Annotated in this window: 21 protein-coding genes; 13 read left to right on the forward strand and 8 right to left on the reverse strand. The window is 66.7% G+C overall.

Annotation, left to right across the window (positions count from 1 at the left end; genetic code table 11):
• Nucleotides 1-29 precede the first annotated feature (29 nt).
• Nucleotides 30-1,523: a replication factor C large subunit gene (locus P0D77_RS11855; RefSeq protein ID WP_277553287.1), complete on the reverse strand. Its 1,494-nt coding sequence runs from the start codon at nucleotides 1,521-1,523 to the stop codon at nucleotides 30-32.
• 206 nt (nucleotides 1,524-1,729) lie between these two features.
• Between P0D77_RS11855 and P0D77_RS11860 the strand changes: the two genes are divergently transcribed.
• From P0D77_RS11860 to P0D77_RS11885, 6 genes are all read left to right on the forward strand, one after another.
• Nucleotides 1,730-2,128, forward strand: coding sequence for a type IV pilin N-terminal domain-containing protein (locus P0D77_RS11860; RefSeq protein ID WP_321170526.1), 399 nt, complete (start codon nucleotides 1,730-1,732; stop codon nucleotides 2,126-2,128).
• 52 nt (nucleotides 2,129-2,180) lie between these two features.
• The gene (locus P0D77_RS11865; RefSeq protein ID WP_277553289.1) at nucleotides 2,181-3,038 is read left to right on the forward strand and encodes a TatD family hydrolase; all 858 of its coding nucleotides are present in this window, start codon (nucleotides 2,181-2,183) and stop codon (nucleotides 3,036-3,038) included.
• Between the two features lie 162 nt (nucleotides 3,039-3,200).
• Entirely contained in the window at nucleotides 3,201-3,779 is a 579-nt protein-coding gene (locus P0D77_RS11870; protein WP_277553290.1) for a DUF2150 family protein, read from the forward strand.
• Nucleotides 3,780-4,319: 540 nt separating this feature from the next.
• The gene (locus P0D77_RS11875) at nucleotides 4,320-5,954 is read left to right on the forward strand and encodes a hypothetical protein (RefSeq protein ID WP_277553291.1); all 1,635 of its coding nucleotides are present in this window, start codon (nucleotides 4,320-4,322) and stop codon (nucleotides 5,952-5,954) included.
• Nucleotides 5,955-6,017: 63 nt separating this feature from the next.
• Nucleotides 6,018-7,355, forward strand: coding sequence for a hydroxymethylglutaryl-CoA synthase (gene hmgB / locus P0D77_RS11880; protein ID WP_277553292.1), 1,338 nt, complete (start codon nucleotides 6,018-6,020; stop codon nucleotides 7,353-7,355).
• 101 nt (nucleotides 7,356-7,456) lie between these two features.
• Nucleotides 7,457-7,822 (forward strand): thioredoxin family protein, encoded by a 366-nt coding sequence (locus P0D77_RS11885; RefSeq protein ID WP_277555796.1) that lies wholly within the window; start codon nucleotides 7,457-7,459, stop codon nucleotides 7,820-7,822.
• A gap of 9 nt (nucleotides 7,823-7,831) precedes the next feature.
• Here P0D77_RS11885 and P0D77_RS11890 read toward each other — a convergent pair whose 3' ends face one another.
• A complete protein-coding gene (locus P0D77_RS11890) occupies nucleotides 7,832-8,551 on the reverse strand; it encodes a helix-turn-helix domain-containing protein (RefSeq protein ID WP_277553293.1) in 720 nt (239 codons plus the stop codon).
• Between the two features lie 97 nt (nucleotides 8,552-8,648).
• Between P0D77_RS11890 and P0D77_RS11895 the strand changes: the two genes are divergently transcribed.
• Nucleotides 8,649-9,269 (forward strand): metal-dependent hydrolase, encoded by a 621-nt coding sequence (locus P0D77_RS11895; RefSeq protein ID WP_277553294.1) that lies wholly within the window; start codon nucleotides 8,649-8,651, stop codon nucleotides 9,267-9,269.
• A gap of 67 nt (nucleotides 9,270-9,336) precedes the next feature.
• Complete coding sequence (locus P0D77_RS11900) at nucleotides 9,337-9,879, forward strand: GNAT family N-acetyltransferase (RefSeq protein WP_277553295.1); 543 nt, start codon at nucleotides 9,337-9,339, stop codon at nucleotides 9,877-9,879.
• A gap of 35 nt (nucleotides 9,880-9,914) precedes the next feature.
• Here P0D77_RS11900 and P0D77_RS11905 read toward each other — a convergent pair whose 3' ends face one another.
• On the reverse strand, nucleotides 9,915-10,535 hold the full coding sequence (locus P0D77_RS11905; RefSeq protein WP_277553296.1) for a DUF7978 family protein: 621 nt from the start codon (nucleotides 10,533-10,535) through the stop codon (nucleotides 9,915-9,917).
• 122 nt (nucleotides 10,536-10,657) lie between these two features.
• On the opposite strand from P0D77_RS11905, the gene P0D77_RS11910 reads away from it, so the two are divergent.
• Nucleotides 10,658-11,851, forward strand: coding sequence for a metal-dependent hydrolase family protein (locus tag P0D77_RS11910; RefSeq protein WP_277553297.1), 1,194 nt, complete (start codon nucleotides 10,658-10,660; stop codon nucleotides 11,849-11,851).
• 32 nt (nucleotides 11,852-11,883) lie between these two features.
• Here P0D77_RS11910 and P0D77_RS11915 read toward each other — a convergent pair whose 3' ends face one another.
• On the reverse strand, nucleotides 11,884-12,537 hold the full coding sequence (locus P0D77_RS11915) for a GNAT family N-acetyltransferase (protein WP_277553298.1): 654 nt from the start codon (nucleotides 12,535-12,537) through the stop codon (nucleotides 11,884-11,886).
• Nucleotides 12,538-12,672: 135 nt separating this feature from the next.
• Here P0D77_RS11915 and P0D77_RS11920 point away from each other — a divergent pair, with 135 nt between their 5' ends.
• Nucleotides 12,673-12,930, forward strand: a complete 258-nt coding sequence (locus P0D77_RS11920; RefSeq protein ID WP_277553299.1) for a glutathione S-transferase N-terminal domain-containing protein — start codon at nucleotides 12,673-12,675, stop codon at nucleotides 12,928-12,930.
• Between the two features lie 134 nt (nucleotides 12,931-13,064).
• On the opposite strand, the gene P0D77_RS11925 is transcribed toward P0D77_RS11920, so the two are convergent.
• Entirely contained in the window at nucleotides 13,065-14,048 is a 984-nt protein-coding gene (locus tag P0D77_RS11925; protein ID WP_277553300.1) for a transcriptional regulator, read from the reverse strand.
• A 159-nt stretch (nucleotides 14,049-14,207) separates the two neighbouring features.
• On the opposite strand from P0D77_RS11925, the gene P0D77_RS11930 reads away from it, so the two are divergent.
• Nucleotides 14,208-15,536: a tRNA(Ile)(2)-agmatinylcytidine synthase gene (locus tag P0D77_RS11930; RefSeq protein WP_277553301.1), complete on the forward strand. Its 1,329-nt coding sequence runs from the start codon at nucleotides 14,208-14,210 to the stop codon at nucleotides 15,534-15,536.
• Nucleotides 15,537-15,554: 18 nt separating this feature from the next.
• Here the strand turns inward: P0D77_RS11930 and P0D77_RS11935 are convergent, their stop codons facing one another.
• The 3 genes from P0D77_RS11935 to P0D77_RS11945 all read right to left on the reverse strand — a co-directional run bounded on the left by P0D77_RS11935 (nucleotide 15,555) and on the right by P0D77_RS11945 (nucleotide 18,460).
• Nucleotides 15,555-16,064, reverse strand: coding sequence for an NUDIX hydrolase (locus tag P0D77_RS11935; RefSeq protein WP_277553302.1), 510 nt, complete (start codon nucleotides 16,062-16,064; stop codon nucleotides 15,555-15,557).
• 34 nt (nucleotides 16,065-16,098) lie between these two features.
• Nucleotides 16,099-17,184: a pyridoxal-phosphate dependent enzyme gene (locus tag P0D77_RS11940; RefSeq protein ID WP_277553303.1), complete on the reverse strand. Its 1,086-nt coding sequence runs from the start codon at nucleotides 17,182-17,184 to the stop codon at nucleotides 16,099-16,101.
• Between the two features lie 316 nt (nucleotides 17,185-17,500).
• Nucleotides 17,501-18,460, reverse strand: coding sequence for a succinylglutamate desuccinylase/aspartoacylase family protein (locus tag P0D77_RS11945; RefSeq protein WP_349770059.1), 960 nt, complete (start codon nucleotides 18,458-18,460; stop codon nucleotides 17,501-17,503).
• A gap of 150 nt (nucleotides 18,461-18,610) precedes the next feature.
• Here P0D77_RS11945 and P0D77_RS11950 point away from each other — a divergent pair, with 150 nt between their 5' ends.
• Nucleotides 18,611-19,708 (forward strand): M24 family metallopeptidase, encoded by a 1,098-nt coding sequence (locus P0D77_RS11950; protein WP_277553304.1) that lies wholly within the window; start codon nucleotides 18,611-18,613, stop codon nucleotides 19,706-19,708.
• Nucleotides 19,709-19,766: 58 nt separating this feature from the next.
• The gene (locus tag P0D77_RS11955) at nucleotides 19,767-21,122 is read left to right on the forward strand and encodes a DUF7544 domain-containing protein (protein ID WP_277553305.1); all 1,356 of its coding nucleotides are present in this window, start codon (nucleotides 19,767-19,769) and stop codon (nucleotides 21,120-21,122) included.
• The last annotated feature ends 85 nt before the right edge of the window (nucleotides 21,123-21,207 follow it).

Here is a 21,207-nt window from a genome sequence, read left to right on the forward strand (position 1 = left end):
GAAAAATCGGGGCGGTGGTGCGTCCGTCGTCACATAAAGTCAGACAGGCCCGACTGCCCGTCGTCCTCCTCGGCCGCATCGGGATCTGCGTCGCGTTCGTCGTCTGCTTCGTCGGACTCGTCGGCGGTGCCACCCGCGTCCGCGAGGCTGGTCTGCCCGTCGTCGGACTCGTCGGCAGCAGCCTCGGCGTTCTCCGCCTCCGTACTCGGAGCGACGCCGGCGAACGCGCCGCCAGAGTGTTCTTCCATTCGTTCGGCTCGCAACTCCTCGGCGTCCTCGACGACGGACTGCACCTTGTTCGTCGTCTCCCCTGACCCCGTGACGAACGAGACGTGTGCTTCCTCGAACTCGTAGGCGGCGGCCATCTCCACGGTGAGGTCGCGCGGCTTGCAGTGGTGGGTCATCGCCGAGAGGTACGGCAGGACGGCGCGGCGGGCGGTGTCCATCGAGAAGCCGCCGCGCTCTGCGATCGATCTCACCACCTCGTCGGCAGTGTTCGACGTGGAGTGGTAGAACTGCGGGCGACCCCAGCGCGTCCACCCGCCTTTCGTCCCGTCGCGGGCGGCGGCGACGCCCGCCGAGAGGTTGTCGCCGGCGTAGCGCCAGTAGGAGTAGTTCTGACTGGCCCACACCCGCCCAAGCCACACGTCGGCGTCAGCGAGGTGGTCGTACGCGCGGACGGCCTCGTCGGTGTCGTACACCTTCAACATATTGTCCTCGATCCACTTCGTCAGGTCGTCGGGCGTGTCGTCGACGTCGTAACTCGCCTGCAACGCCTCTTGCGCGGAGGTGCCCTCTTTGAGGACCAAATCGAGGAACGGAAAGATGTCCATCGAGCGGTCGCGGTCGCCGGTGATGACGTCTTCGAGCGTGAGGTGGTCGCGGCCGTCGGCGATGGCTTGGAGGTCGTTGACCGCGCCGCGGAGGTCGCCCGAGTTCTGTTCAGCGATGCGGTCGAGGGCGTCCGTGTCGAACTCGATGCCCTCCTTCCGGCAGATGTCGCGGAGGACGGGCACGATAGAGCGTTTGCCCACGTCGCGAAACTCCACGCTCTGCGTGGCGTTGCGGAGGCCGCGGCTCATGTCGTAGTACTCGTTGGCGATGAGGACGACAGGCTGTCCGGCCTCCTTCACCAGTTTGGTGACGGCGCTTTTCCCGCCGCGGTCGTAGTTGCCGTGGATGTTGTCGGCCTCGTCGAGGATCACCAGTTGTCGGCCCCCGGTGTCGTCACCGCCGGAGGAGCCACCGAGTGTGGCGTTGTTGGCCGCGCGGCCGGCGTAGCGTTCGATGACGTCGGCCGTCCGCTGGTCGGAGGCGTTCAACTCGACTGTCTCCCACCCCATATCGGCCGCGAGCGCGTGTGCCGCGGAGGTCTTGCCGATGCCGGGCGACCCGTAGAGGACGATGGCTTCGCCGTGGTCGTCCCACGTGGTGGCCCACTCGCGGACCTGCTTCACCGCCTTGTCGTTTCCCCGGAGTTCCGACAGCGAGGAGGGGCGGTACTTCTCCGTCCAGTCAGTCATTGTCGGGTGGAGGGGTGAGGCGAGTTTAGTGGTTGCGGAGGCGGGGTCGCGGGCGACGCCGCCGGGCTATCAGTCGAGAGATTTCCGGCGACGCGATTAAGTGCGTCTCCGCGGCACTGTTCACCAATCGGGACGTCGCTGGGGGACCCGACCTACCGACACCAATGTCAGCGACATCACCTCCAGGCGGGCGACGGGACAGAGCGGTGACGCCGGTTATCGCGACCGTGACGATGGTCGCCATCACCGTCGTACTCGCAGCGGTCCTCGGCGCGGCGATGCTCGGCGTCGGCGGCGGGCTTCGGGCTGGTCCACCGGCGCTGTCGGTGCAGTTCACGTATCTGCAGGACGGCAACGACTACGAAGTCATCGCCAGCATCTCTGGCGGAGAGACCATCACGAAACAGAACACGGCGAACATCACGCTCGTCGCCGACTCCGGCGAGTCGGTGACGGTGCCGAAGTCGCGATACCCGCTGACCGGAGGCGACGACGTGATACTCGAAGACGAGAACGTCGTCCCGCCCGGAACCGACCTCGAACTCATCTGGACCGGCCCGGACGGCGGGTCGAGCGTCGTCGCCCGCGGGCGAACGCCGTACTGACTTCCTCGACCGCTCCCGGAGGGTTTTCGCGCCTCGACTCCCAACGCCCGGTATGAGCGAGGACTTGGGAACGCCGGTGTTGGACGACCACCTCCACCTCGACCCCGAACACGGCCGAGGGATGGACGCCGTCGACGACTTCGCTCGCCTCGGCGGGACGCACCTGCTGGTCGTGAACAAGCCGTCGTGGCATCTCGGCCCCGTCCCTGCCGCTCGCGAGGACTTCTACCCTGCATTCGAGACGACCATCGACGCTGTCGAGGCGGCGAGTGAGCGACTCCGCGGCCGCGCGTGGGCCGTCCTCGGCGTCCACCCCGGACTCGTCTCTCGTCTCGTCGACGACGAGGGGTACAGCCCCGATGAAGCGCGCGAATTGATGCAGGCGGGCATCGACGTCGCTTCCGAGTTCGTCGCCGACGGCCGCGCACTCGGACTCAAATCCGGGCGACCTCACTACGACGTGACCGACGCCGTGTGGGACGCCTCGAACGCAGTGATGTGCCACGCTTTCGACCACGGCGCACGTCTCGACTGTCCCGTGCAACTCCACACGGAGGCCAGCGAGGACCTCACCGACGTCGCGGAGATGGCCCGCGACGCGGGAATGGACCCCACGAACGTCGTCAAACACTACGCCGCGGGGCGACTCGTCGGGCCGACGCCCAGTGTGATGAGCGAGAAAGACAGACTCGAACGGGCCGCCGAGTCTGGTGAGCCGTTCCTAATGGAGACGGACTTCGTTGACGACCCCGACCGGCCGGGGATGGTGATGGGGCCGAAGACGGTGCCGCGTCGCGTTCGGTGGCTACTGGAGAACGGCTACGACAAGGCAGTCCACACCGCTCACGTCGAGACGCCGCGTGCGGTCTACGATATCGACACCGAAGCGACGTTGGCCGACGCCGAGTGAGGGCGGAACTCCGGTGAGGGCCACGACCGATTCCGGCAGTCGTGACCGGTATCCGTGGGCAGGGTGGACACACCGAACGGACGCAGATCGCAAGACACAGTCCCGATCGACCGCCGTTTTTGGAGAGGAAAGGCATATCAACACAGCCCGAAACGTGTGGGTATGAGCGAACCCGAGGAGACGTTCTACACCGCAGACAGGTGGCAGAACTGGCTCGACCGCGTCGCGGAGGAAGAACTGGACCCCGAAAACGAGGACTCCGCCCGGTTGTTGCTCAATCTTCAGGACGACACCGCGATCGCGGTCGCAAAAATCGTGACCGCGTACGATGAGGACCGACTGAGCGAGGAGCAGGCCGTCGCCGAGCTCGGCGAGATCCGCGAGATCGTCCTCGCAGAGGTCGAGATGGACAGCGAGGAGAAGACGATGCTCATCGACGGCGTGCAGACGAGTCTCGTCTGCGTCTTCTACGCCGCCGAGGAGTACATCGTCGGCGGCGCCGTCGAAGAGGGTACCGTCGAAGAGTACGTCGAGGCGGCCATCGCCGCCGAACAAGAGGAAGACGTCGACGCCGCACTCGGCTACCTCGTGCAGGCGGGCACGCTGATCATCGACGGCGGTGAACTGCCGATGGACGTCGTCGAGGGCATCGAGTACGGCCTCGTCTCTGAGTGGGTCAACGGCCTCGACTCGCTGCAGTCGGCGTTCGCAGACCCCGAAGTCGTCGAAGAAGACGAGTAACGACGCCGGACCCGCGGCCTTTTGTAAGTTCGACCGGTAACGGCGGCCATGCCATCAGGGGGATCACACGGACGCGACCGGGCCGTCACGGTCCAGATCGGTGCCGTGATCCTCTTCGGGTTCCTGATCATCGCCCTGTCGACGTACCAGGCGACGGTCGTTCCCGACCAGAACGCCGAAGTCGAGTTTCTCCACAACCAGGAGGCGCAAAACGATCTGATCGAACTGTCCGGGAGCGTCGCCGCAACCGGGCGGACGGGGGGAGGCGCACCTGCGACGGTGAAACTCGGGACACGCTACCCGTCGCGAGCGTTCCTGATCAACCCACCACCGGCGACAGGACGGATCCAAACGGTCGACCCGCCGAACGGGTCGACTGTCACGCTCGCGAACGTCTCGGTGATCAGTTCTGTCGGGAACGAGTCGGGCGACTACTGGGGTAACGCGGCGAACCGAAACAAGTCGACGCGCTTCGTCACCTACGATCCCCGGTACAACGAGTACCGCGAGGCTCCGACGACGCGCATCGAGACCGGCGTCGTGTTCAACGAGTTCTCGCCGACGCGCAACATTACGCTCACCGACCAGAGCATCGTGCAGGGCGACCGCGTCACGCTCGTGACGGTTCGAGGGAACCTCAGTGAGTCGGGCGTCTCGCTGGCGTCTATCGATCCCACGGCGATCAGTTCGGTGAGCAGACGCGAGCGTGTTCGGGGGGAGCTTACGATTACGATCCCGACGACGCTCGACAATGCGACCTGGGATGACCTCCTCGCCGAACAGATCGACGAGGGGTGGGTGAATCGGACGGAGAGGGTCCCCGGTCAAGACCGAATCAAGATCCACCTGAACGACTCTCGGAACTACTCGCTGGGTATCGCTGCTGTGCAGGTCGGCGGAGATCCGTCGGTGGCAAGAACGCCGTCTTATCTCGACATCGAGCAGCGCCCGCAGACGATGACTGAGGGAACCACGCGAGAAGTTGTCGTTGAGGTGCGCGACCAGTTCGGCAATCCGGTCGCCGGCGTCGGTGTCAACGGAAACACCTCGGCGGGTGCGTTCACTGTCGGTTCCTCGACGACAGTTCAAACCGACGATCGGGGGCGCGCAGCGTTCGAATACACTGCAGGAAGCTCTGATGCGAGGCTCAACTTCTCGTTCGACTCGGACCCGGCGAACGTGACGTTCGACGCAACAACTGCTGAGGACGCGAACGTATCTGTGACTGTCTCGTCATCTCCAGACGGCGCGGGAAGAGGGTTGACCCTTGTCGGTGACGCGATAGCGTTCGACGGTGAGGACGCAAACTCCGTTCCGGGAGGTGTATCGTTCACCATCCAAAACACGTTCGGGACTGAGGCAACCATCGTCGGGGCAACAATCATTCCGGAAGACTCCCGGTACAATGGACTCTCGGACGCGGCGACCGGCGAGGGTGAAGACCGGAGCGAACTATACGTGGTTGCCAGCGGAGAGTCCGGATACGCTGATACCCAAACAACAGGCACCCAGTACACGTATGTCGACGGCCGTGGTCGGTCGCTTTCCTTGACCGAGAGTCAGAACGAGCGAGCCTACGACACGAACTCGGATTCGTTTGTCGAGGTGTCGACGGTTGTCGGCGCCGCCGGTGGTGTCTCGGTTGCGTCGGGAGCAAATGCTACCCTCGAGTTTGCTGAGGTGTACGAGGTTACGACGAACAGCGCGACTCCCGTGAACATCTCTGACGAGGACGTGCGTGTGATTGTTTCTTATACCACCACCGAGGGTGAACAGACCAGCGAGTTCGTCATTCATCCCAAGCCGCCTGCCGTCGGTGGAGGCGGTGGGGGAGGGGGTGGTGGCGGTGGTGGTGGCACGAACACCGCACCAACGGTTTCGATCACAGATATACAAGTCTCCGAAAACGGGAACTCAGGAAAAGTCGACACTGTCGACGTGTCGTTCGTTCCCGACGACGCCGACGGAAACCTCGATAATGCGACTGTCGTCGTGCGTGTTGGAGGAACCCAAACAGACACTCAAACCGTCAATATCTCGGGTCAGGAGGGAACAACCGTTTCGGTCACTGGACTGAACGGGGCAGAGGAACGGGGGACTGTCGAGGTTACTGTCACGGCTACCGACGCTGAGAGCGCAACGGGGTCTGACACGAAAACCGAGAACGAGGCCTAAGTTCGACGATCGACGTATCCCCTCATCGACAGACCTACAACCCAGTTTTTCCTACACCCGGCTATGACAGGAGTCGGTATCGACGCGATCGAGATCTGGACCGGGAAACTGCAACTCGACCTCCCCGGCACGTTCGCGCCGGCGAAAGGCGAGGACCCGGGCAAGTACACCAAAGGGCTGGGGCTCGAGACGTCGTCATTCCCCGACGCCTACGAAGACATCGTCACGATGGGCGCGAACGCGGCCAAGCGCCTGATGGACCGCAGGAACCTGGACCCGCAGGACATCGGCCGCATCGACGTGGCGACGGAGTCGGCGTTCGACAACTCCAAGCCCGTCTCCACGTACATCGCTGGCTGTCTCGAACAGGTGTACGAGGGCGACTTCCACCACGCAAACAAGGGCGAGCGGAAGTTCGCCTGCGTCGCCGGCACGCAGTCCATCGACGACGCGTACAACTGGATCAAGGCGGGACGCAACCGCGGTCGATCGGCGCTGGTCATCGCGACCGACACGGCGCTGTACGCCCGCGGCGACCCCGGCGAGGCGACACAGGGTGCGGGCGCGGTCGCGATGCTCATCAGCGAGGATCCGTCTATCGTCGAACTCTCGACCGAGCAGGGGTACGGCTCTGCCGACGAGACGGACTTCCTGAAGCCGAACCAGCAGTTCCCCAGCGTCGACGGCAAGCGCTCGATGCAGGTGTACCTCGCGCGGATGCGCGAGGCGTTGGAGGACTTCGAGTCGGTCGCGTGGGACACCCACCCCGAGGACTTCGCGTACATCCCGTTCCACACGCCGTTCCCCGGGATGGTCCGGAAGGCGGGTCTACTCGGCTACCGACACATGATCCGCGACACGGAGATCGAAGACGCCCTCGAGGGGCGGATCGGCCGCCAGCCACGCGAGGACGACTTCGACGACTGGGAGGAGTACGAGGACGCCATCCGCTCGTATATGGACGACCTCAAGGAGACCGAGGAGTACCAGAGTTGGTACGCCGACACCATCGCACCGACGCTGAACATCTCCCGGAAGGTGGGCAACTGGTACACCGGATCGGTCCACATCGCTCGCACCGCCGCGCTCCGACACGCCGCCGCAAACGACATCGACCTCGTAGGCGAGAAGCTCCTCGTCGCGTCGTACGGGTCGGGGGCACAGGCGGAGATTCACGCCGAGACGGTCGCCGACGGCTGGCGTGAAGAGATCGAGGCGCTCAACATCGACGAGCAGATGGAGCAGCGATACGACCTCTCGTTCGACGAGTACGAACGCGTCCACGACCGCCACAACCACGATATGGACGTCGAACTCGAGGAGTTCACTCAGCCTGAGGGCGAGTTCGTCTTCACCGGGTGGGGCCGGATGAGCGAACGGAAGTACGACTACGTCGAGTAGACTCCCGCGTTCGCGGTCGATTCGATCCGCACTCCTGCGCCGCAAGCGCACTCGCGTACAACGGCTTTATTCTGCGAGCGCGAACGACGACCGTGAGCGACATCGCCCCCGACGCCGCATCGACGCCGAAGCCCCGAGACGTGGACGCCCGTGCGTTCCGCGAGGAACTGCAGGCGACACTCACTGAGTACGACCACGTCCTCGTCGACTTCTACACGAAGGGGTGTACGCTGTGTCAGAGCATCGAACCCGTTCTCGGGAGCGTCGCCCGCGCGACGGGCGTTCCGATCCTCCTCGTGAACCCGCAGACCGACCCATCGCTCGCGAGCGAGCACTCGATTCGATCGGTGCCGACGCTGATGCTGTTCCAGTCCGGCGAAGACGGCAGTCCAGAGGAAGTCGACCGGATCGCAGAGGGCTTCGTCGGCGCGGAGTCCATCGTCGAGTTCGTCGAAGAGGCCCGCTGACGCGGCCGCTTACAGCGCTCGGAGGTTCTCGAGTGCCGGTTCCAACTCCGCCGTCGAGACGGCCAACGCGAAGCCGTCGACGCTCGCGAGTGCCGCCGCGTGGTCCCACAGTGCCTCCTCGTCGAGGCCGTGCAAGATTACCGCGTTCGGCGTCGGCGTGACGACCCGCAGGGCAACGAGCGGCGATTCTCCGCGCGTGACGCCGGTGAACACCAGCGCCCGGTCGGTTGACTGCCCGTACAGGCGGTAGAACTCCTCGGACGAAAGCGACGTGATGGCCTCGATGGAGTTGATGACAGTGTGGCCGTTCACCGTGTCGCGGTCGCCGGGCGTTATTTCCGTCGCGTCGAGTGCCTCGTACACCCGTTCGGTAGGGACGGCTGTCGGGTACTCGCGGATGTCGCGGACGATGTCGGACTCGAACCCCGCGCTGACGACGCGGGCGTACTGGCGGATGCGCGCGCCGCCGCGCGACTCGTCGATGTCGAGGAGGCCGTCGACGACCCGCGAGACGAGGCCGATGCCCGGCGACTCCCGGCGACCGCTCTCGTAGTCGGAGACGACCGAGGAGGAGACGCCCATCCGGTCGGCCAGGTCGGTCTGGGAAACGTCGAAGTCGGTGCGCCACTTTCGCAGCGTCGCGCCCGGGTCCGACGAGAGGGTGATCTCGCCTGCGATACGCCGGGCGAGTTCCTCGCGTGCGCCGGTGTCGTCCTCGCCCACGGTCATATCCGCCGGATAGATACACCGGCGGGTAAGCGTGTCGGAGCCACCCTGTCCACCGGTGCCCGAAACGGCCATACGATCGCGCGTCCGACTGGCGTTCGTGCCGTCGACGCTCGTCCACGTCGCACTCGCGGGGGTGCTCGCCGCGGCGCTGTTGCGCGAGTCCGCGTTCACCCGCCGAGCCGTCGCCGTCGTTCTCCTCGCGACCATTTTGCCAGATTTAGACTCGTTCGTCTCGCCGTTCCTCGCGGGTGCACATCGCTCGCTCGGGCACAACGCGCTGATTCCGCTCGCCCTGTTCGCCGTCCTCGTATACGACACGCGAGTTCGCGAGGAGTCGTGGCTCGCTGGACGCTTCGGCGCGACTGCACCGCACGTCGCGGGCGTCGCGCTGGTCGGGTTCGCAGTCGCGGGCGTCGGTCTCGACTACGTCGCCAACGGGGTCAACCTGTTCTGGCCGCTCCACGACCAGTTCTACACGCTCAACGGACGTGCGGGCCTGTCGAACCAACGCGGCTTCTTCCAGACGTTCGTCGACCTGACGCCCGACCGCGTCCGAACGACGGAGAACCTCCACTATTCGACCGGAATCGACCCGTCGCCGGGGAAGGAACCCGAGAACGTTGAGCGAGTGTTCCCGTTGGTGTGGGCCGGGTGGCAACTCCTGCTCGTCGTGACGAGCATGGGCGTCCTCACCGCGCGGTTCGTCCGCGAGGAGTGACGGTGGGGCGAGCCAGTGACCTCGCCGCGACCGAGGGGTTGATTCGGCCCGCCGCGGACCTCCGGATATGACCGACGCTTCTGCCGAGTCCGTGACCGTCAGACCGTTCGATTCCGACGACGCCGCGTCGCTGTGGGACCTCAAGCGCGGCTTCGAGACGGGCCTGGGCACGGGCACCGGCGGTGACGACAAGGCGACCAAGTACGAGGCGAAGTTGACCGACGAGTACCGGCAAGCGTGGCTCGACTGGGTGGACCGCTGTGTCGACGAACAAGCGGCCACCGTGTCGGTCGCGGCGGTCGACGCTGCGGAGGATAGCGAGACCGCGGGCGACTCCCCGGCCCTCGCGGGCTACGTGTTCGTCCTCCCTGAATCGCTGTCGTTCATCTGGGACGCGGCGGTCCTGAACGAGGTGTACGTCCGCCCCGCGTATCGCGGCACGGGCGTCGCCGATGACCTGATGGACGCGGCGCTGGCTACCGTTCGCGATCAGAGCCTCCCGCTTGACCGGATGGTTCTCGACGTGGACAGAGAGAACGACCGCGCACAGTCGTTCTACGACAGATACGGCTTCACTCACTGGGGCGAGATGGTCGCCCGGGACCTCTGAGCGAACGCGGACCCGACCGACCTGCCGCGACCGACCTACCGTGACCGGACGACCGCGCCGACCGCACCGCCGATACCGCCGAAGACGGCCGGGTAGACGAGGCCCGCGAGCAGTGCCGCGGTGACGTAGTCCGGGTGGATGCTTCCCACGTCGCCGCCGCCGTAGGCGAACAGGAACGCCCCGACGAGTGCGAGGAGGAAGTACGCGGGAACGACGCCGAGGGCGGCGATACTCCCGTCGGCCGGCGACTCGGCTTCGGCGACGAACGCGATTGCTGCACCTGCCGCGAGCAACGCTACGGGCGGAACGAGATACAGATAGCCGAGCGACGCCTCGGCACTCGCCAGGAGGTCGACTGCCCGCGTCCCGCCGCCGAGCGTCGGGACTACCGTCGAGACGAAGTGCGCGTTGTAGAAGTACCAGCCGACCCCCTGCCAGGCGGCCGCCGGGTCCCCGCCAAACAGACTGGCGACGAAGTTCAACGCGCCGAGACGGTCGCGAACCGCGCTCGCCTGCGTGAGGTACGTGACGAGGTAGCCGAGGAGATACGCGCCGACCCCACCTCCGACGCCCGCCCCGACGGCGACCCGTGAGAGCAGGTCGCTCGACTCGTTCCCAGTCGCTGTTCCGTCGCTTCGCTCGAATGCCTCTCCCATACACCCGGCCAGCGCTGGCTGAAATAAACTCGTTGTGGCCGTCGAGGCGTGCGTTCGATGTGGTGTCTCTGCGCTAATTCCGAGTCGCAACCCTCATTCACCGTGGTTTCCGAGCGGTGACCATGTTACTACGAGACGCGACCCTCGTCGACGCCGACGGCGTGAGGGTCGGTGACCTCCGAGTCGACGGCGACCGGATCGCCGACGTCGGTGACCTCGCGCCGCGATCTGACGAGTCCGTCCTCGACCTCGACGGCCGGACGCTCCTTCCGGGCCTCGTCGACGCGCACATCCACTACTCGCTGTCGGGCGAGCGAAGCGTCGAAGACGTGGTCGGGATGAGCGACGCCGAACTCGCACTGGTCGAAGCACGAAACGCCCGCAAGACGCTGGAAGCGGGCGTCACAGGCGTTCGGGTGATGGGCGCACGCGACGTCGACGTGCACGTGCGCGACCGCATCGCCGCAGGCGAGATACCCGGCCCGCGAACCGTCGCCAGCTGTCGGTCTATCACCGCCACCGGTGGCCACGGCCATCACCTCGGGCGGGAGATAACCGGCGCGGACGACGCCCGTCGCGCTGTCCGCGAACAGGCGAAGCGCGGAGCCGACTTCACGAAGTTCATGGTCACCGGCGGGGTGACGACGCCGGGGTCGGACCCGAACGAGACGGCCCTGACCGACGCCGAAGTCGAGGCACTCGTCGACGAGTCACACCGCCGCGGGATGCACACGGCCACACACGCCCACGGCGCGGCGGGCGTGAAGGCGGCCGTCGAAGCGGGCGTCGACACGGTCGAACACGGCACGCTCCTCGACGACGAGGCTATCGAGATGCTCCTCGCGGCGGACGTGACGCTCGTGCCGACGCTGTCTGCACCCCACCACATCGTCCGCAACGTCGACGCCGCGACGGAGGAGGACCGCACGAAGACCGAAGCAGTGTACGACCGCCACCTCGACTCGTTCCGTCGCGCAGTCGACGCGGGCGTTCGGATCGCCGGCGGGACCGACGCGGGCACGCCGTTCAACATGCACGGCGGGAACGCAGCGGAGGTCACGTTTATGATCGACAACGGGATGGACCCGCTAGCGGCGCTGACGGCGATGACGAAGACGGCCGCCGAGACGGTCGGCCTCCAAGATCAAGGAACGCTCGAACGGGGGACGTACGCCGACCTCCTTGTGTGTGGGAGTGACCCGACCGAAGATCCGAAGACGCTGAACGACCCGCAGGTCGTCCTAAAGGGCGGCGCGGTCGTCGCTGGCGGCGACGAGCGAACGAAGCGAGCGGTCGCGGACACCCGCGACTCGTAGGTCGTTCTCGTCCGACCGCAGTCACCGCGTCGCTACTCCGCCGCTCTGAAGTCGACGTCGTCGACGAACTCGACGGTATCGTCGATGGCCGTGCCGACAGTCTCGGCGTACTCGTCTCGATGGACCGAGAACCGGCGCAGGTCGTGAACCTCGCCGTCGCCGTCGCGGATACGGTTGCGAAGCAGTCGCTCCTCGCGGCCACCCATCGACTCGATGTACTTCGTGATGGCGCGAACCGACTGCTCGTTGTCCGGCATCGCCGCCACCGAGAGGACGTCGAGGTCGAGTCGCTCGAACGCGAGCGCCGCAAGTGCCCGCGCACGCTCGCCCGAGTAGCCGCGCCCCCAGAACGACTTTCTGAGCCAGATGCCGAGCGTCGCCGTCCGCAGATCCCAGTCGAGCATCAGGCCGGTGTTGCCCGCGTACTCGCCGGCCTGCTCCTCGCCCTCACGTGGGAAGACGGCGTACGTCGCCGACTCTCCATCCTCCCAGTTCTCACGAAACTGGTCGAGGACGTCGGCGCTCTCCTTCGGGTGCTCGTGTGGTGCCCACGAGAGGCCCTCGCACTCCTCGGCGATGGTGTCGGAGCGGCGCTCGCCCGCGTGGTCGTAGAACGACAGCGCGTCGACAGCGGCGTCGTGGCGGTCCAACCGGAGACGGTCGGTTCTGATACGGTCGGGGAACACACCCAGGCAGATGGCGAGGGAGCTAAAAAGCGTAGTTCGGGAGAGTGGATGGGTGACACACCGCACGACGGCTCCGCAGGTGGAACGCACACCCCGACGGAGTTTAAGTTCGGGGCGGCGCAAGGAGCGAGTGCAATGGCGAATCTCGTCCTCTACGAACTCGAAGGCTGTCCGTACTGCGCGAAAGTCACCAACAAACTCGCGGAACTCGGCCTCGAGTACGAGTCGGTGATGGTCCCTCGCTCACACAGCGACCGGACCGAAGTCGAAGAAGTGTCCGGACAGACTGGCGTCCCCGTCCTCGTCGACGAGGACAACGGCATCGAGGGGATGCCCGAGTCCGACGACATCGTCGAGTACCTCGAAGAGACGTACGGCGACGCGGCGGCGTAAGCGACGGTCGAACGGCCGTTCGTTTTCTGCGGAGTCGTAGTACAGTAGTGCGACTGCGACAGTCACGACTAGTGACAGCTACGACTCAGCGACTGGTACTTGCTCGAAGAACCAATATCGTGCGAGCGGCCGTATTACGCCTCTGCGGGTTCGTCCGACCGCTCACGGATGAGTTCGCGGATGCGCTCGGGGTCGTCCGCCCGCGACAACTCGAAGGCGGTGACGATTGCGGTGCCGTCGACGGACTCCTTCTTGGGTTCGTCCTCACCTTCTGTGAAGTACACCGCGCGCGTGCCGGTGACGCGCCCGAGGGACCCCATCAGTTTCGCCCGCTTCTCGGCCGTTCGGGTGAACGGAGAGTGGCCGGTCAACAGCGTGAACTCGACGCGTGGTTCGGCCTCGTCCTCGCTCACCGCGGTGAACGGGGCGCGTTGGGTGGGGTGGACCGCGAACCCGGCGCGCGAGAGGACCGCGTACACGTGTTCGTCGTCGGGTGACACCTCCGGTGGTTCCGGCGTCGGGTCGGACTCGCGCACCTCGCGAGCGCCCTCCAACACCCTGACCGGGTCGGAGAAGGGACGGTCGAACAGGTCCTCCAACTGGACCGCGACTTCGACGGAGGCGTTCATCCCGTTCTCGTACTTGGCGACCGTGCGGCGGGAGACGCCGAGTTCGTCGGCGAGGCGGCCCAGACTCCAGCCACGCTCCTTCCGCTCGTCGGCGACGGTGGTACCGTCTATGTTCACGTACAGGCCGCCGGGCGCGGCGTAGATGAGCGGCGGCACCTCCTCGATGAGGAGGTCGTACAGCGTGTCGGGGTGGATTGCGGGCACGCCGTGGCGGAAGTAGACGACGCCAGGCTTCAGGTCCTCGTCGCGCGTGCGGAGGCCGACGAGGATGGGCGTCGCTGAGAGGTACTCACCGAGTCGGCGCATCTCCGCGCCGGTCGGTCGGTCGAAGGCGTCGACGTTGCCGAGCACCTTCACGAGCAGGAGGTCCTCCCCGCGTCTGGCGGCCACGTCGAAGCTCTTGGGCCGCACGGCGCAGCGTTCGCTGACGAGGAAGTCCGCGTCCGCGAGCATCGCGGTCACGTTTCCAATCAGCGCCGTCCGGGACATATCGATATATACGCCGCTGATCACTTATATGGGTTGTGCCACTCTCCGAAATCGGCAACACGACGCCCACAGGCGGTCTCCGCGACGCTGTGGCCGGTAGAGGTATATACTCGGTCGTGACGCGAAAGGCACAACTCCCGACACCGACTTCCTCGCGGTGTGACCGTCATCGGCCTCGACGACACCGACTCGCGGACGGCGGGGATGTGCAGTACGTACCTCGCGACGCTGGTGGCCGAGGCCATCGAACGCGCGGGTGACCGCGTCGACCGGCGACTGCTCGTTCGCTTGAACCCCGGCGTTGAACACAAGACGCGAGGGAACGCGGCGCTGGCGCTTCACACCGACGCCGACCCGGAGACGGCGATGCGTCTCGCGAGCGAGTTGGTCGAATCGTACGCCGTCGATACCGACCCCCGGACGTCGCCCGGCGTCGTCGTCGCCGACTGCGACCCAGAGGAGATTCCCGATACTGTCGCCGACTTCGCTCGTGAGGCGGTTCGGGAGTTCCACGACCTCGACGCGGCGTTGGCGCTGGCCGACGATGCGGGCTTCGAGACGCGAGGGTGGGGCGGTGCGGACACCACCGGCGGCGACGACGTGGTCGGCCGCGGTCGGATCGGTGCGCTCGCCGCGGTCGGCGCGTGGCGGGCGTTCGACGACTGGACGTACGAACGCATCTCGTATCGGGAGTTCGACCGCTGTGGGACGCCCCGCGAGGTAGACGCCGAGAGCGTCTTCGCGGCCGCCGCCGACCAGTATCCCCGTGCGTGGGACACCGTCGACCGCGGCGAAGGTGAGACGGTGTGCGTCCCGAACGCGCCCGGCCCCATCCTCCACGGCATCCGCGGCGACGACCCCGAGGCGGTGACGGTGCTCGCCGCTGCTATCGAGAGCGAACCCGTCGAGCGGTCGGCGCTGTTCGTGACGAACCAGGGAACGGACGCACACCTCCGAGATGGGTCGCTCGGTAGTCTCCGTGACCGCCGCGCGTACCGTGTCGACGTGACCGTCGTGGAACCACCCGAGACACGACGTGGCGGACACGTGTTCTTCGGTGTCGACGGTTCCGAAGCGGCACCAGTCGACAGCCACGACCGAGCGTCCGACCTCCGCTGTGTCGCCTTCGAACCGACCAAGCGGTTCCGTGACCGCGTTCGCTCACTCCGCGTCGGCGACCGCCTCACCGTCTGTGGCGAGGTGGACGACGGGACGATCAAACTGGAGAAATTCGCCATCCGCGACCTCGTCGAGACGGACCGCGTCGTGCCCACCTGCCCCGACTGCGGACGGTCGATGAAGTCGGCGGGCGCAGACCAAGGCTACCGCTGTCGCGACTGCGGGACCAGCGAACCCGGAAAACGCGAGGTGTCCGTCGACCGCGACCTCGAACCCGGCTGGTACGAAGTGCCGCCGTGTGCGCGACGCCACATCAGCAAGCCGCTGGTTCGGGGTGGCTTCGACGCGCCGACCCACCCGGAGCGGTGACGCGGCCCGCGCGACTGCTCACTCGAACACGGCGTCTAACTGCTCCTCGTCCCACGGATTGATCTCGTCATCTGCACGGAACCCGGCGAGCGTGTCGAACCGCACCGCGGTTGTCTCCTCGCGAGCCTCCGGCACGCCTTCGGCTAGTTCGCGGTCGACGACGTAGCGGACGGCGACGATAGCGCGGTCGCCCGTCGTCGCGTGGTCGACCCGGAACAGCGTCAGGTCGGCGGGGCCGGCGCGGAGGCCGGTCTCCTCGCGGAGTTCCCGAACTGCGCCGTCTGCGGGGTGTTCGTCGTACTCGAGGTTGCCGCCGGGCACGCCCCAGAACCCGCGATGCGGGTCGACCGCTCGCTTCCCGAGCAACACCTCGTCGCCGTCGCGGACGACGACGCTCGCGACGGGTTTGGAGTTCTGCCAGACGATCCGGTCACAGGTGGGGCAGTGGCGACGCTCGCGTTCCTCGACCGTGATGCGGTCGAGTTCCGTCCCGCACAGCGGGCAGTAGTCGCCGGCGACGGTGATCATCGCTGCTCGCCTCCGGAGTTCGGTCGGCTCCGGCTCACGTCTTCAACCCACTCCCAGTCAGCGGAACGACGACGTCTTCGTCGCCAGCGAGGACGCCACGCTTGCGGTACTCGCGGAGTGCTGCGGGCGCGATAGCGCACGTCGGTTCCGTGTAGAAGCCGGCGGCGTGCAGAGCGTCGAGTTCCGACTCGACGGCGTCGCCGTCGAGTGCGATGGCGTCGCCGCCGGTGTCCGCGATAGCGTCGAGGATCTGGTCGCCGCGAACCGGGTCCGGAATCTGGATACCGTCGGCAGCGTCGTTGGTGCCGGCGGCCGCCTCGGGACCGTGCAGTGATTCGACGATGGGCGCGTAGCCCGCTGCCTGTGCGCCCAGCAGTCGGGGGACATCGTCGATCCAGCCAGCGTCGGCGAGCGCCCGGAAGCCGCGGTACGCACCGAGAAAGAGGGTGCCGTGACCAAGCGGGAGGACGACCGCGTCCGGGGCATCCCAGTCGCGCTGGAGCGCCGTCTCGTAGGCAACCGTCGCGGTACCCGCGAAGAACGCGGGGTTCCACGCGTGGCTGGCGTACCAGCCAGCGTCGACTTCGACGGCGTCGATGCAGGCGTCGGTCGTCGCCTGTCGCGGGCCCTCGGTCTTCACGGGTGTCGCGCCCGCCCGTCGGATGGCACGGAGTTTGGCGTCTTTCACCGACGCGGGGACGTATATCTCGGCGTCGATGCCGGCGCGGGCGGCGTAGGTGGCGATGGCCGCGCCCGCGTTGCCCGAGGAGTCCTCGACGACCGTGTCGACGCCGAGCGCCTCCGCCCGCGAAACGGTCGTCGTCGCCCCCCGATCCTTGAACGACCCGGTGGGGAAGACGTACTCCAGTTTGAACTGGGCGTCCCAGTCGTCGGCGTCGACGAGCGGCGTCATCCCCTCGCCGAGCGTCACCGACGGCGACTCCGGGAGGAACTCGTCGAACGACCAGAGGCCGTCGCGCGTGTCGAACGTGCTCGGGTCCGGCGCGGGGCCGTCGGGGAGCGGTCGCTCGGCGTACTCCAGCGGGTGGCCGCAAGAGCACCGCCAGCGGTCGGCGTACTCGGCCCCGCAGTCGGGACAGTAGAGCGAGGGAGCGGTCATAGCGGAACCGGCGGCCCGAGGGGACCAGTAGGTGACGGTTCAGGGAGCCACGCGAACCCCGACGTTGGCGGTCCGAGAACTGTTCGGCGACTGGTAGCGACCAACGCGTTTGCTGTCGCGGTACTGTTCGGCGAGCGAAGCGAGCCGATTCACCGCGAGCGAGGCTTCCGGCCGAGCGAGCGGCCTTTTGATCATCATCAGAATCACTCTACGATTCTGATTAGCAGTCAGACTCTCCGAGTCTGACGGCATCGACGGGGTTTGGCTGGGGTCGAGTGCGCCGAAGGCGCACGAGGCCCCAGTAAAAAGTGGTCGGTTAGAACGAGTCGATGTCTGTCCCGACCGAGCAGACGTACTCGCCGGTCGCGACCTGCGGGAGACGACGCGAGCGCCAGAGGATGCCGTCGCTGTCGGCAGTCACACGCGCTTTCAGTTCGCCGAACGGGTCTGAGACTTCGAACAGCGTGTCGCCGCGGGAGACACGTTCCCCGAGGTCGGCGTTGTACGTGACGAGACCACCCGACGGAGAGCCGTACTGGTCGAACCCGGAAGCGCGTGTCTGCACCTCGCGGTCGACGTCGCCGTCGAGGAAGCCGTAGTACTTCAGCACGCGGAACATCCCGTCGACGCCGATCTCGATGGACTCCTCGTCCCACCCGACAGAGCCGCCGAGTTCGGGGTCGATGGTCGGGATACCTTTGTCGGGGGCGGCGCGGGCGAGTTGGCCGTCCGGCCCCTTCTGGTCGAGGACGTAGCCGGTGCCGAACACCTTCGCGAGTTCGAGACACTCGCGGTGGAGGCGGTGGCGCGGGCCACAGCGAACGCGCACCTCGTTGATCATCCGGGAGGTGCGCCCCTGGTGGAGGTCGATCACGAGGTCGGCACGCTTGGCGGCCTCGAACGTCGCCGCCGCGATGCGCTCGGAAGACGTGCCGTTCGCAGAACCGGGGTACGCCCGGTTCATCTTCATGTCGTCGATGGGGTTGCGGTGCTCGGCTACCTGGAAGCCGTGGAAGTTGACGATGCCGACGAACAGAATCTCACCAGCGATCTCTGCGGGGTCGAGTTGCGGGACCAGCCGATTGAGGACACCGAGGCCGTTGACCTCGTCGCCGTCGCTGACCGCCTGCACGTAGAGGGTCTTCCCGTCGTCGGCACCGTTGAGCACCGCGACCGGAAGCCCGACCGTCGAGCCGTCGCGAGTCTCCCCGACTTCGAGGCGACCGGTGTCGAATTCCCCGGGTGGCGCGCTCGCGCTCCCGAGTGTCGTCATCATTACGTCACCTGTTGCGGGTATCCCCTCTTTAGGGGTTCGGTCCGGACCCTCGGGTGTCGCATCGAAGGCGACGCGATAGACGCCGAAGTGGACGGGCGACCGCGTCACCGATGTCGCGGGGTTGAAGCCGTGTCGCTCGCACCCCCGGATATGGTCGATATCGCGGAACGAGAGGAACGGTTGGAGCGGTTCCTCGACGAGGGGGGATACGAGGCCGTCTGGTTCGCGCGTCCGAACGCGTTCGCGTGGGCGACCGGCGGGTCGAATCGCGTCGACGACGCTGCGGACGTGGGCGACGCGGCCGCAGGCTACCTCGGCGACGGCGAGTGGACCGTCGTGACGAACAACGTCGAAGCCGAGCGCATCGCCGCCGAGGAACTCCCGGCGGAACTGTCGATGTCGGTCACGGCCGACGACTGGTACGAGACGGACCTCGCGGGGTCGGTCGCCGCACGGTCGCCGACGCCGGCGGCCGCTGACTTCGACGTGCCCGGACTCGACACGGTCGATCCGATGCGACTGCGCCTCCGTCTCGGTGAGGACGACCTGCGTGCGTACCGGGACCTCGGGCGAGAAGTCGCCCTAGCGGTCGAGACGGTCTGTCGAGAGTTACAGCCAGGAGACACCGAACACGAAGTCGCCGCCGGCCTCCGTATCTCGCTGGCCGGACGGAACATCGACGCGCCGGTCGTCCTCGTCGGCGGGGGCGAACGGGCACCCGAGTATCGCCATCCGACGCCGACCGACGCCGCCCTCGGTGACTACGCCGTCGTCATCGTGACGGCACGGCGCGGTGGTCTGCACGCTTCCTGCACCCGGACCGTCGCGTTCGACCCACCCGAGTGGCTGGCCGAGCGACACCGGGTCGCCCAGCGTGTCGAGACGCGAGCGCTCGCAGCGACCCGGGAGGCGGCCGGACGCGACGACGGGACCGCAGGCGACGTGTTCGACGCCATCCAAGATGCTTACGCCGACGAGGGATTCGAGGGCGAGTGGCGCAAGCACCACCAGGGCGGCGCGACTGGCTACGCGGGGCGAGAGTGGTTCGCCACCCCCGACAGCAGCGCACCCGTCGCGAGCGAGGCGGCGTACGCGTGGAATCCGACAGTTCAGGGTGCAAAAAGTGAGGACACAGCGTACGTCACCGACGACGACGTAGCGGTGCTGACCGACTCGGGGCGATGGCCGACGGACACTGTCGAAGCCGGTGGGCTGACGCTGCAGCGGCCGTCTATCCTGGAGAACTGACGCACAGGCCGACCGACCCAAGCACAAGGTTCATGTCGTGGGGATGTGAGATTCGGCTATGAGCTGGAACGGCGTCGATGCGGTCGACGACGCACTCGACGCGACCCGAGCGTTTCTGTTCCCCGCGACGTTCGGCCGCTGGGCGCGCCTGGCGGTAGTGACCCTCTTCGGACGCGGTGGCGGCGGCGCCTCCCGAGTCGCCAGCAACGGAGCGAACCTCGCCGCACAGGCAGGCAACGGATCGGTCCCCACTGGCGCAGGCGGAACCGCCGCAGTCGCGGTGGTGATCGCGGCGCTGGCAACACTCGTAGACGGGTCGCTGCTGTCGATAGCGACACCCACCGGACCGCTGCAGGTGGGGGATGTGCCCGACGTCTCGTCGACGCTTGCGATCGCGGCCGCCGCGGCAGTCCTCTTGATCATCCTGTTGTTCGCGATCATCTCGTCGGTGTTCGAGTTCGTGCTCGTCGACGCGATCGCGCGAGACAGCATCAGACTCGTCCGCGACACACGCCGACACCTCTTGAACGGCTTTCGGTTCCTGGGCTTTCAGATCGGATTGACAGCGGCGTTCGTCGTCCCACTCGCGGCGGTCACGGCAGCACTCGTCCTCTCGGAGACGTCCCCGATGGCGATACTCGACCGACCGCTGGTCGTCGTTGCTGCAGTGCTCGCCATCCTCGTGTACGTCCTCGTGTTCGCGTTCATCTCCCGGTTCACGCGCGAATTCGTCGTCCCAGCGATGGTCGCCGACGGTAGCGGCGTCATCGACGGCTGGCGACGCGTCTGGCCGCTCCTCCGCGGCAACCTCGGACAGACGCTGGTGTATCTCGTGATGCACCTGCTCGTGGGTATCGGTATCGGCATCGTCGGGGCGGTGCTGACGCTCGTCGGGTTGGTGGCGGTCGGGACCGTCGCGGGCATCGTCGGCCTCGTCGTCGGCGCAGTCGTCGGCGGAACCGGCGGCGACCTCGGTGTCGGGGCCGGGGCGCTCGCGGCGGTAATCGTCGGCGTCCCGCTTCTGGTCGTCGCCGTCTTCCTGCCGATTCGGGTGTTGACCACGACGTACTTGCGCGCGTACGAACTGGCCGCGTTGGGTCGCTTCTCCGAGCGCCTCGACCTCCTCGGTCGGTATCGCGACCTCGGTGTCGAGCGAGCAGCCGATTCAGACGAGCGTGACGACGGGATATCAGGCCTCAGCGGCGACGACGACGGCGACGACGGCGGCGACGGTGACGGCACGCCAGATGCTCGTCTCGACGACAGCGGTGAGTCGGCCGACGACGACACCACATCGGACGCCACCGACGACTTCGGTGGCTTCGTGCCAGCGTCAGTATCGGATGACGACGAAGCCGACGAAGACAACCGCGACGACGACGACACGAGCGACGACCCCGGACGCCGAAACTAACTCGGTATCGAGTTTACGTCGGGCGATTCGGCGACGGAGGAGTTGTCTGCTCGGTAGCTTTTTCTCTCGGCCTGCGGTCGCTCTC

The organism is Halobaculum limi (genome assembly GCF_029490015.1).
Lineage (GTDB): Archaea > Halobacteriota > Halobacteria > Halobacteriales > Haloferacaceae > Halobaculum > Halobaculum limi.

Bases quoted from the DNA above. Each gene is read 5' to 3' on its own strand.
- P0D77_RS11855 (WP_277553287.1), bottom strand. From the start codon at position 1,523: ATGACTGACTGGACGGAGAAGTACCGCCCCTCCTCGCTGTCGGAACTC.
- P0D77_RS11865 (WP_277553289.1), top strand. From the start codon at position 2,181: ATGAGCGAGGACTTGGGAACGCCGGTGTTGGACGACCACCTCCACCTC.
- P0D77_RS11870 (WP_277553290.1), top strand. From the start codon at position 3,201: ATGAGCGAACCCGAGGAGACGTTCTACACCGCAGACAGGTGGCAGAAC.
- hmgB (WP_277553292.1), top strand. From the start codon at position 6,018: ATGACAGGAGTCGGTATCGACGCGATCGAGATCTGGACCGGGAAACTG.
- P0D77_RS11890 (WP_277553293.1), bottom strand. From the start codon at position 8,551: ATGACCGTGGGCGAGGACGACACCGGCGCACGCGAGGAACTCGCCCGG.
- P0D77_RS11900 (WP_277553295.1), top strand. From the start codon at position 9,337: ATGACCGACGCTTCTGCCGAGTCCGTGACCGTCAGACCGTTCGATTCC.
- P0D77_RS11905 (WP_277553296.1), bottom strand. From the start codon at position 10,535: ATGGGAGAGGCATTCGAGCGAAGCGACGGAACAGCGACTGGGAACGAG.
- P0D77_RS11910 (WP_277553297.1), top strand. From the start codon at position 10,658: ATGTTACTACGAGACGCGACCCTCGTCGACGCCGACGGCGTGAGGGTC.
- P0D77_RS11920 (WP_277553299.1), top strand. From the start codon at position 12,673: ATGGCGAATCTCGTCCTCTACGAACTCGAAGGCTGTCCGTACTGCGCG.
- P0D77_RS11925 (WP_277553300.1), bottom strand. From the start codon at position 14,048: ATGTCCCGGACGGCGCTGATTGGAAACGTGACCGCGATGCTCGCGGAC.
- P0D77_RS11935 (WP_277553302.1), bottom strand. From the start codon at position 16,064: ATGATCACCGTCGCCGGCGACTACTGCCCGCTGTGCGGGACGGAACTC.
- P0D77_RS11940 (WP_277553303.1), bottom strand. From the start codon at position 17,184: ATGACCGCTCCCTCGCTCTACTGTCCCGACTGCGGGGCCGAGTACGCC.
- P0D77_RS11945 (WP_349770059.1), bottom strand. From the start codon at position 18,460: ATGATGACGACACTCGGGAGCGCGAGCGCGCCACCCGGGGAATTCGAC.
- P0D77_RS11950 (WP_277553304.1), top strand. From the start codon at position 18,611: ATGGTCGATATCGCGGAACGAGAGGAACGGTTGGAGCGGTTCCTCGAC.
- P0D77_RS11955 (WP_277553305.1), top strand. From the start codon at position 19,767: ATGAGCTGGAACGGCGTCGATGCGGTCGACGACGCACTCGACGCGACC.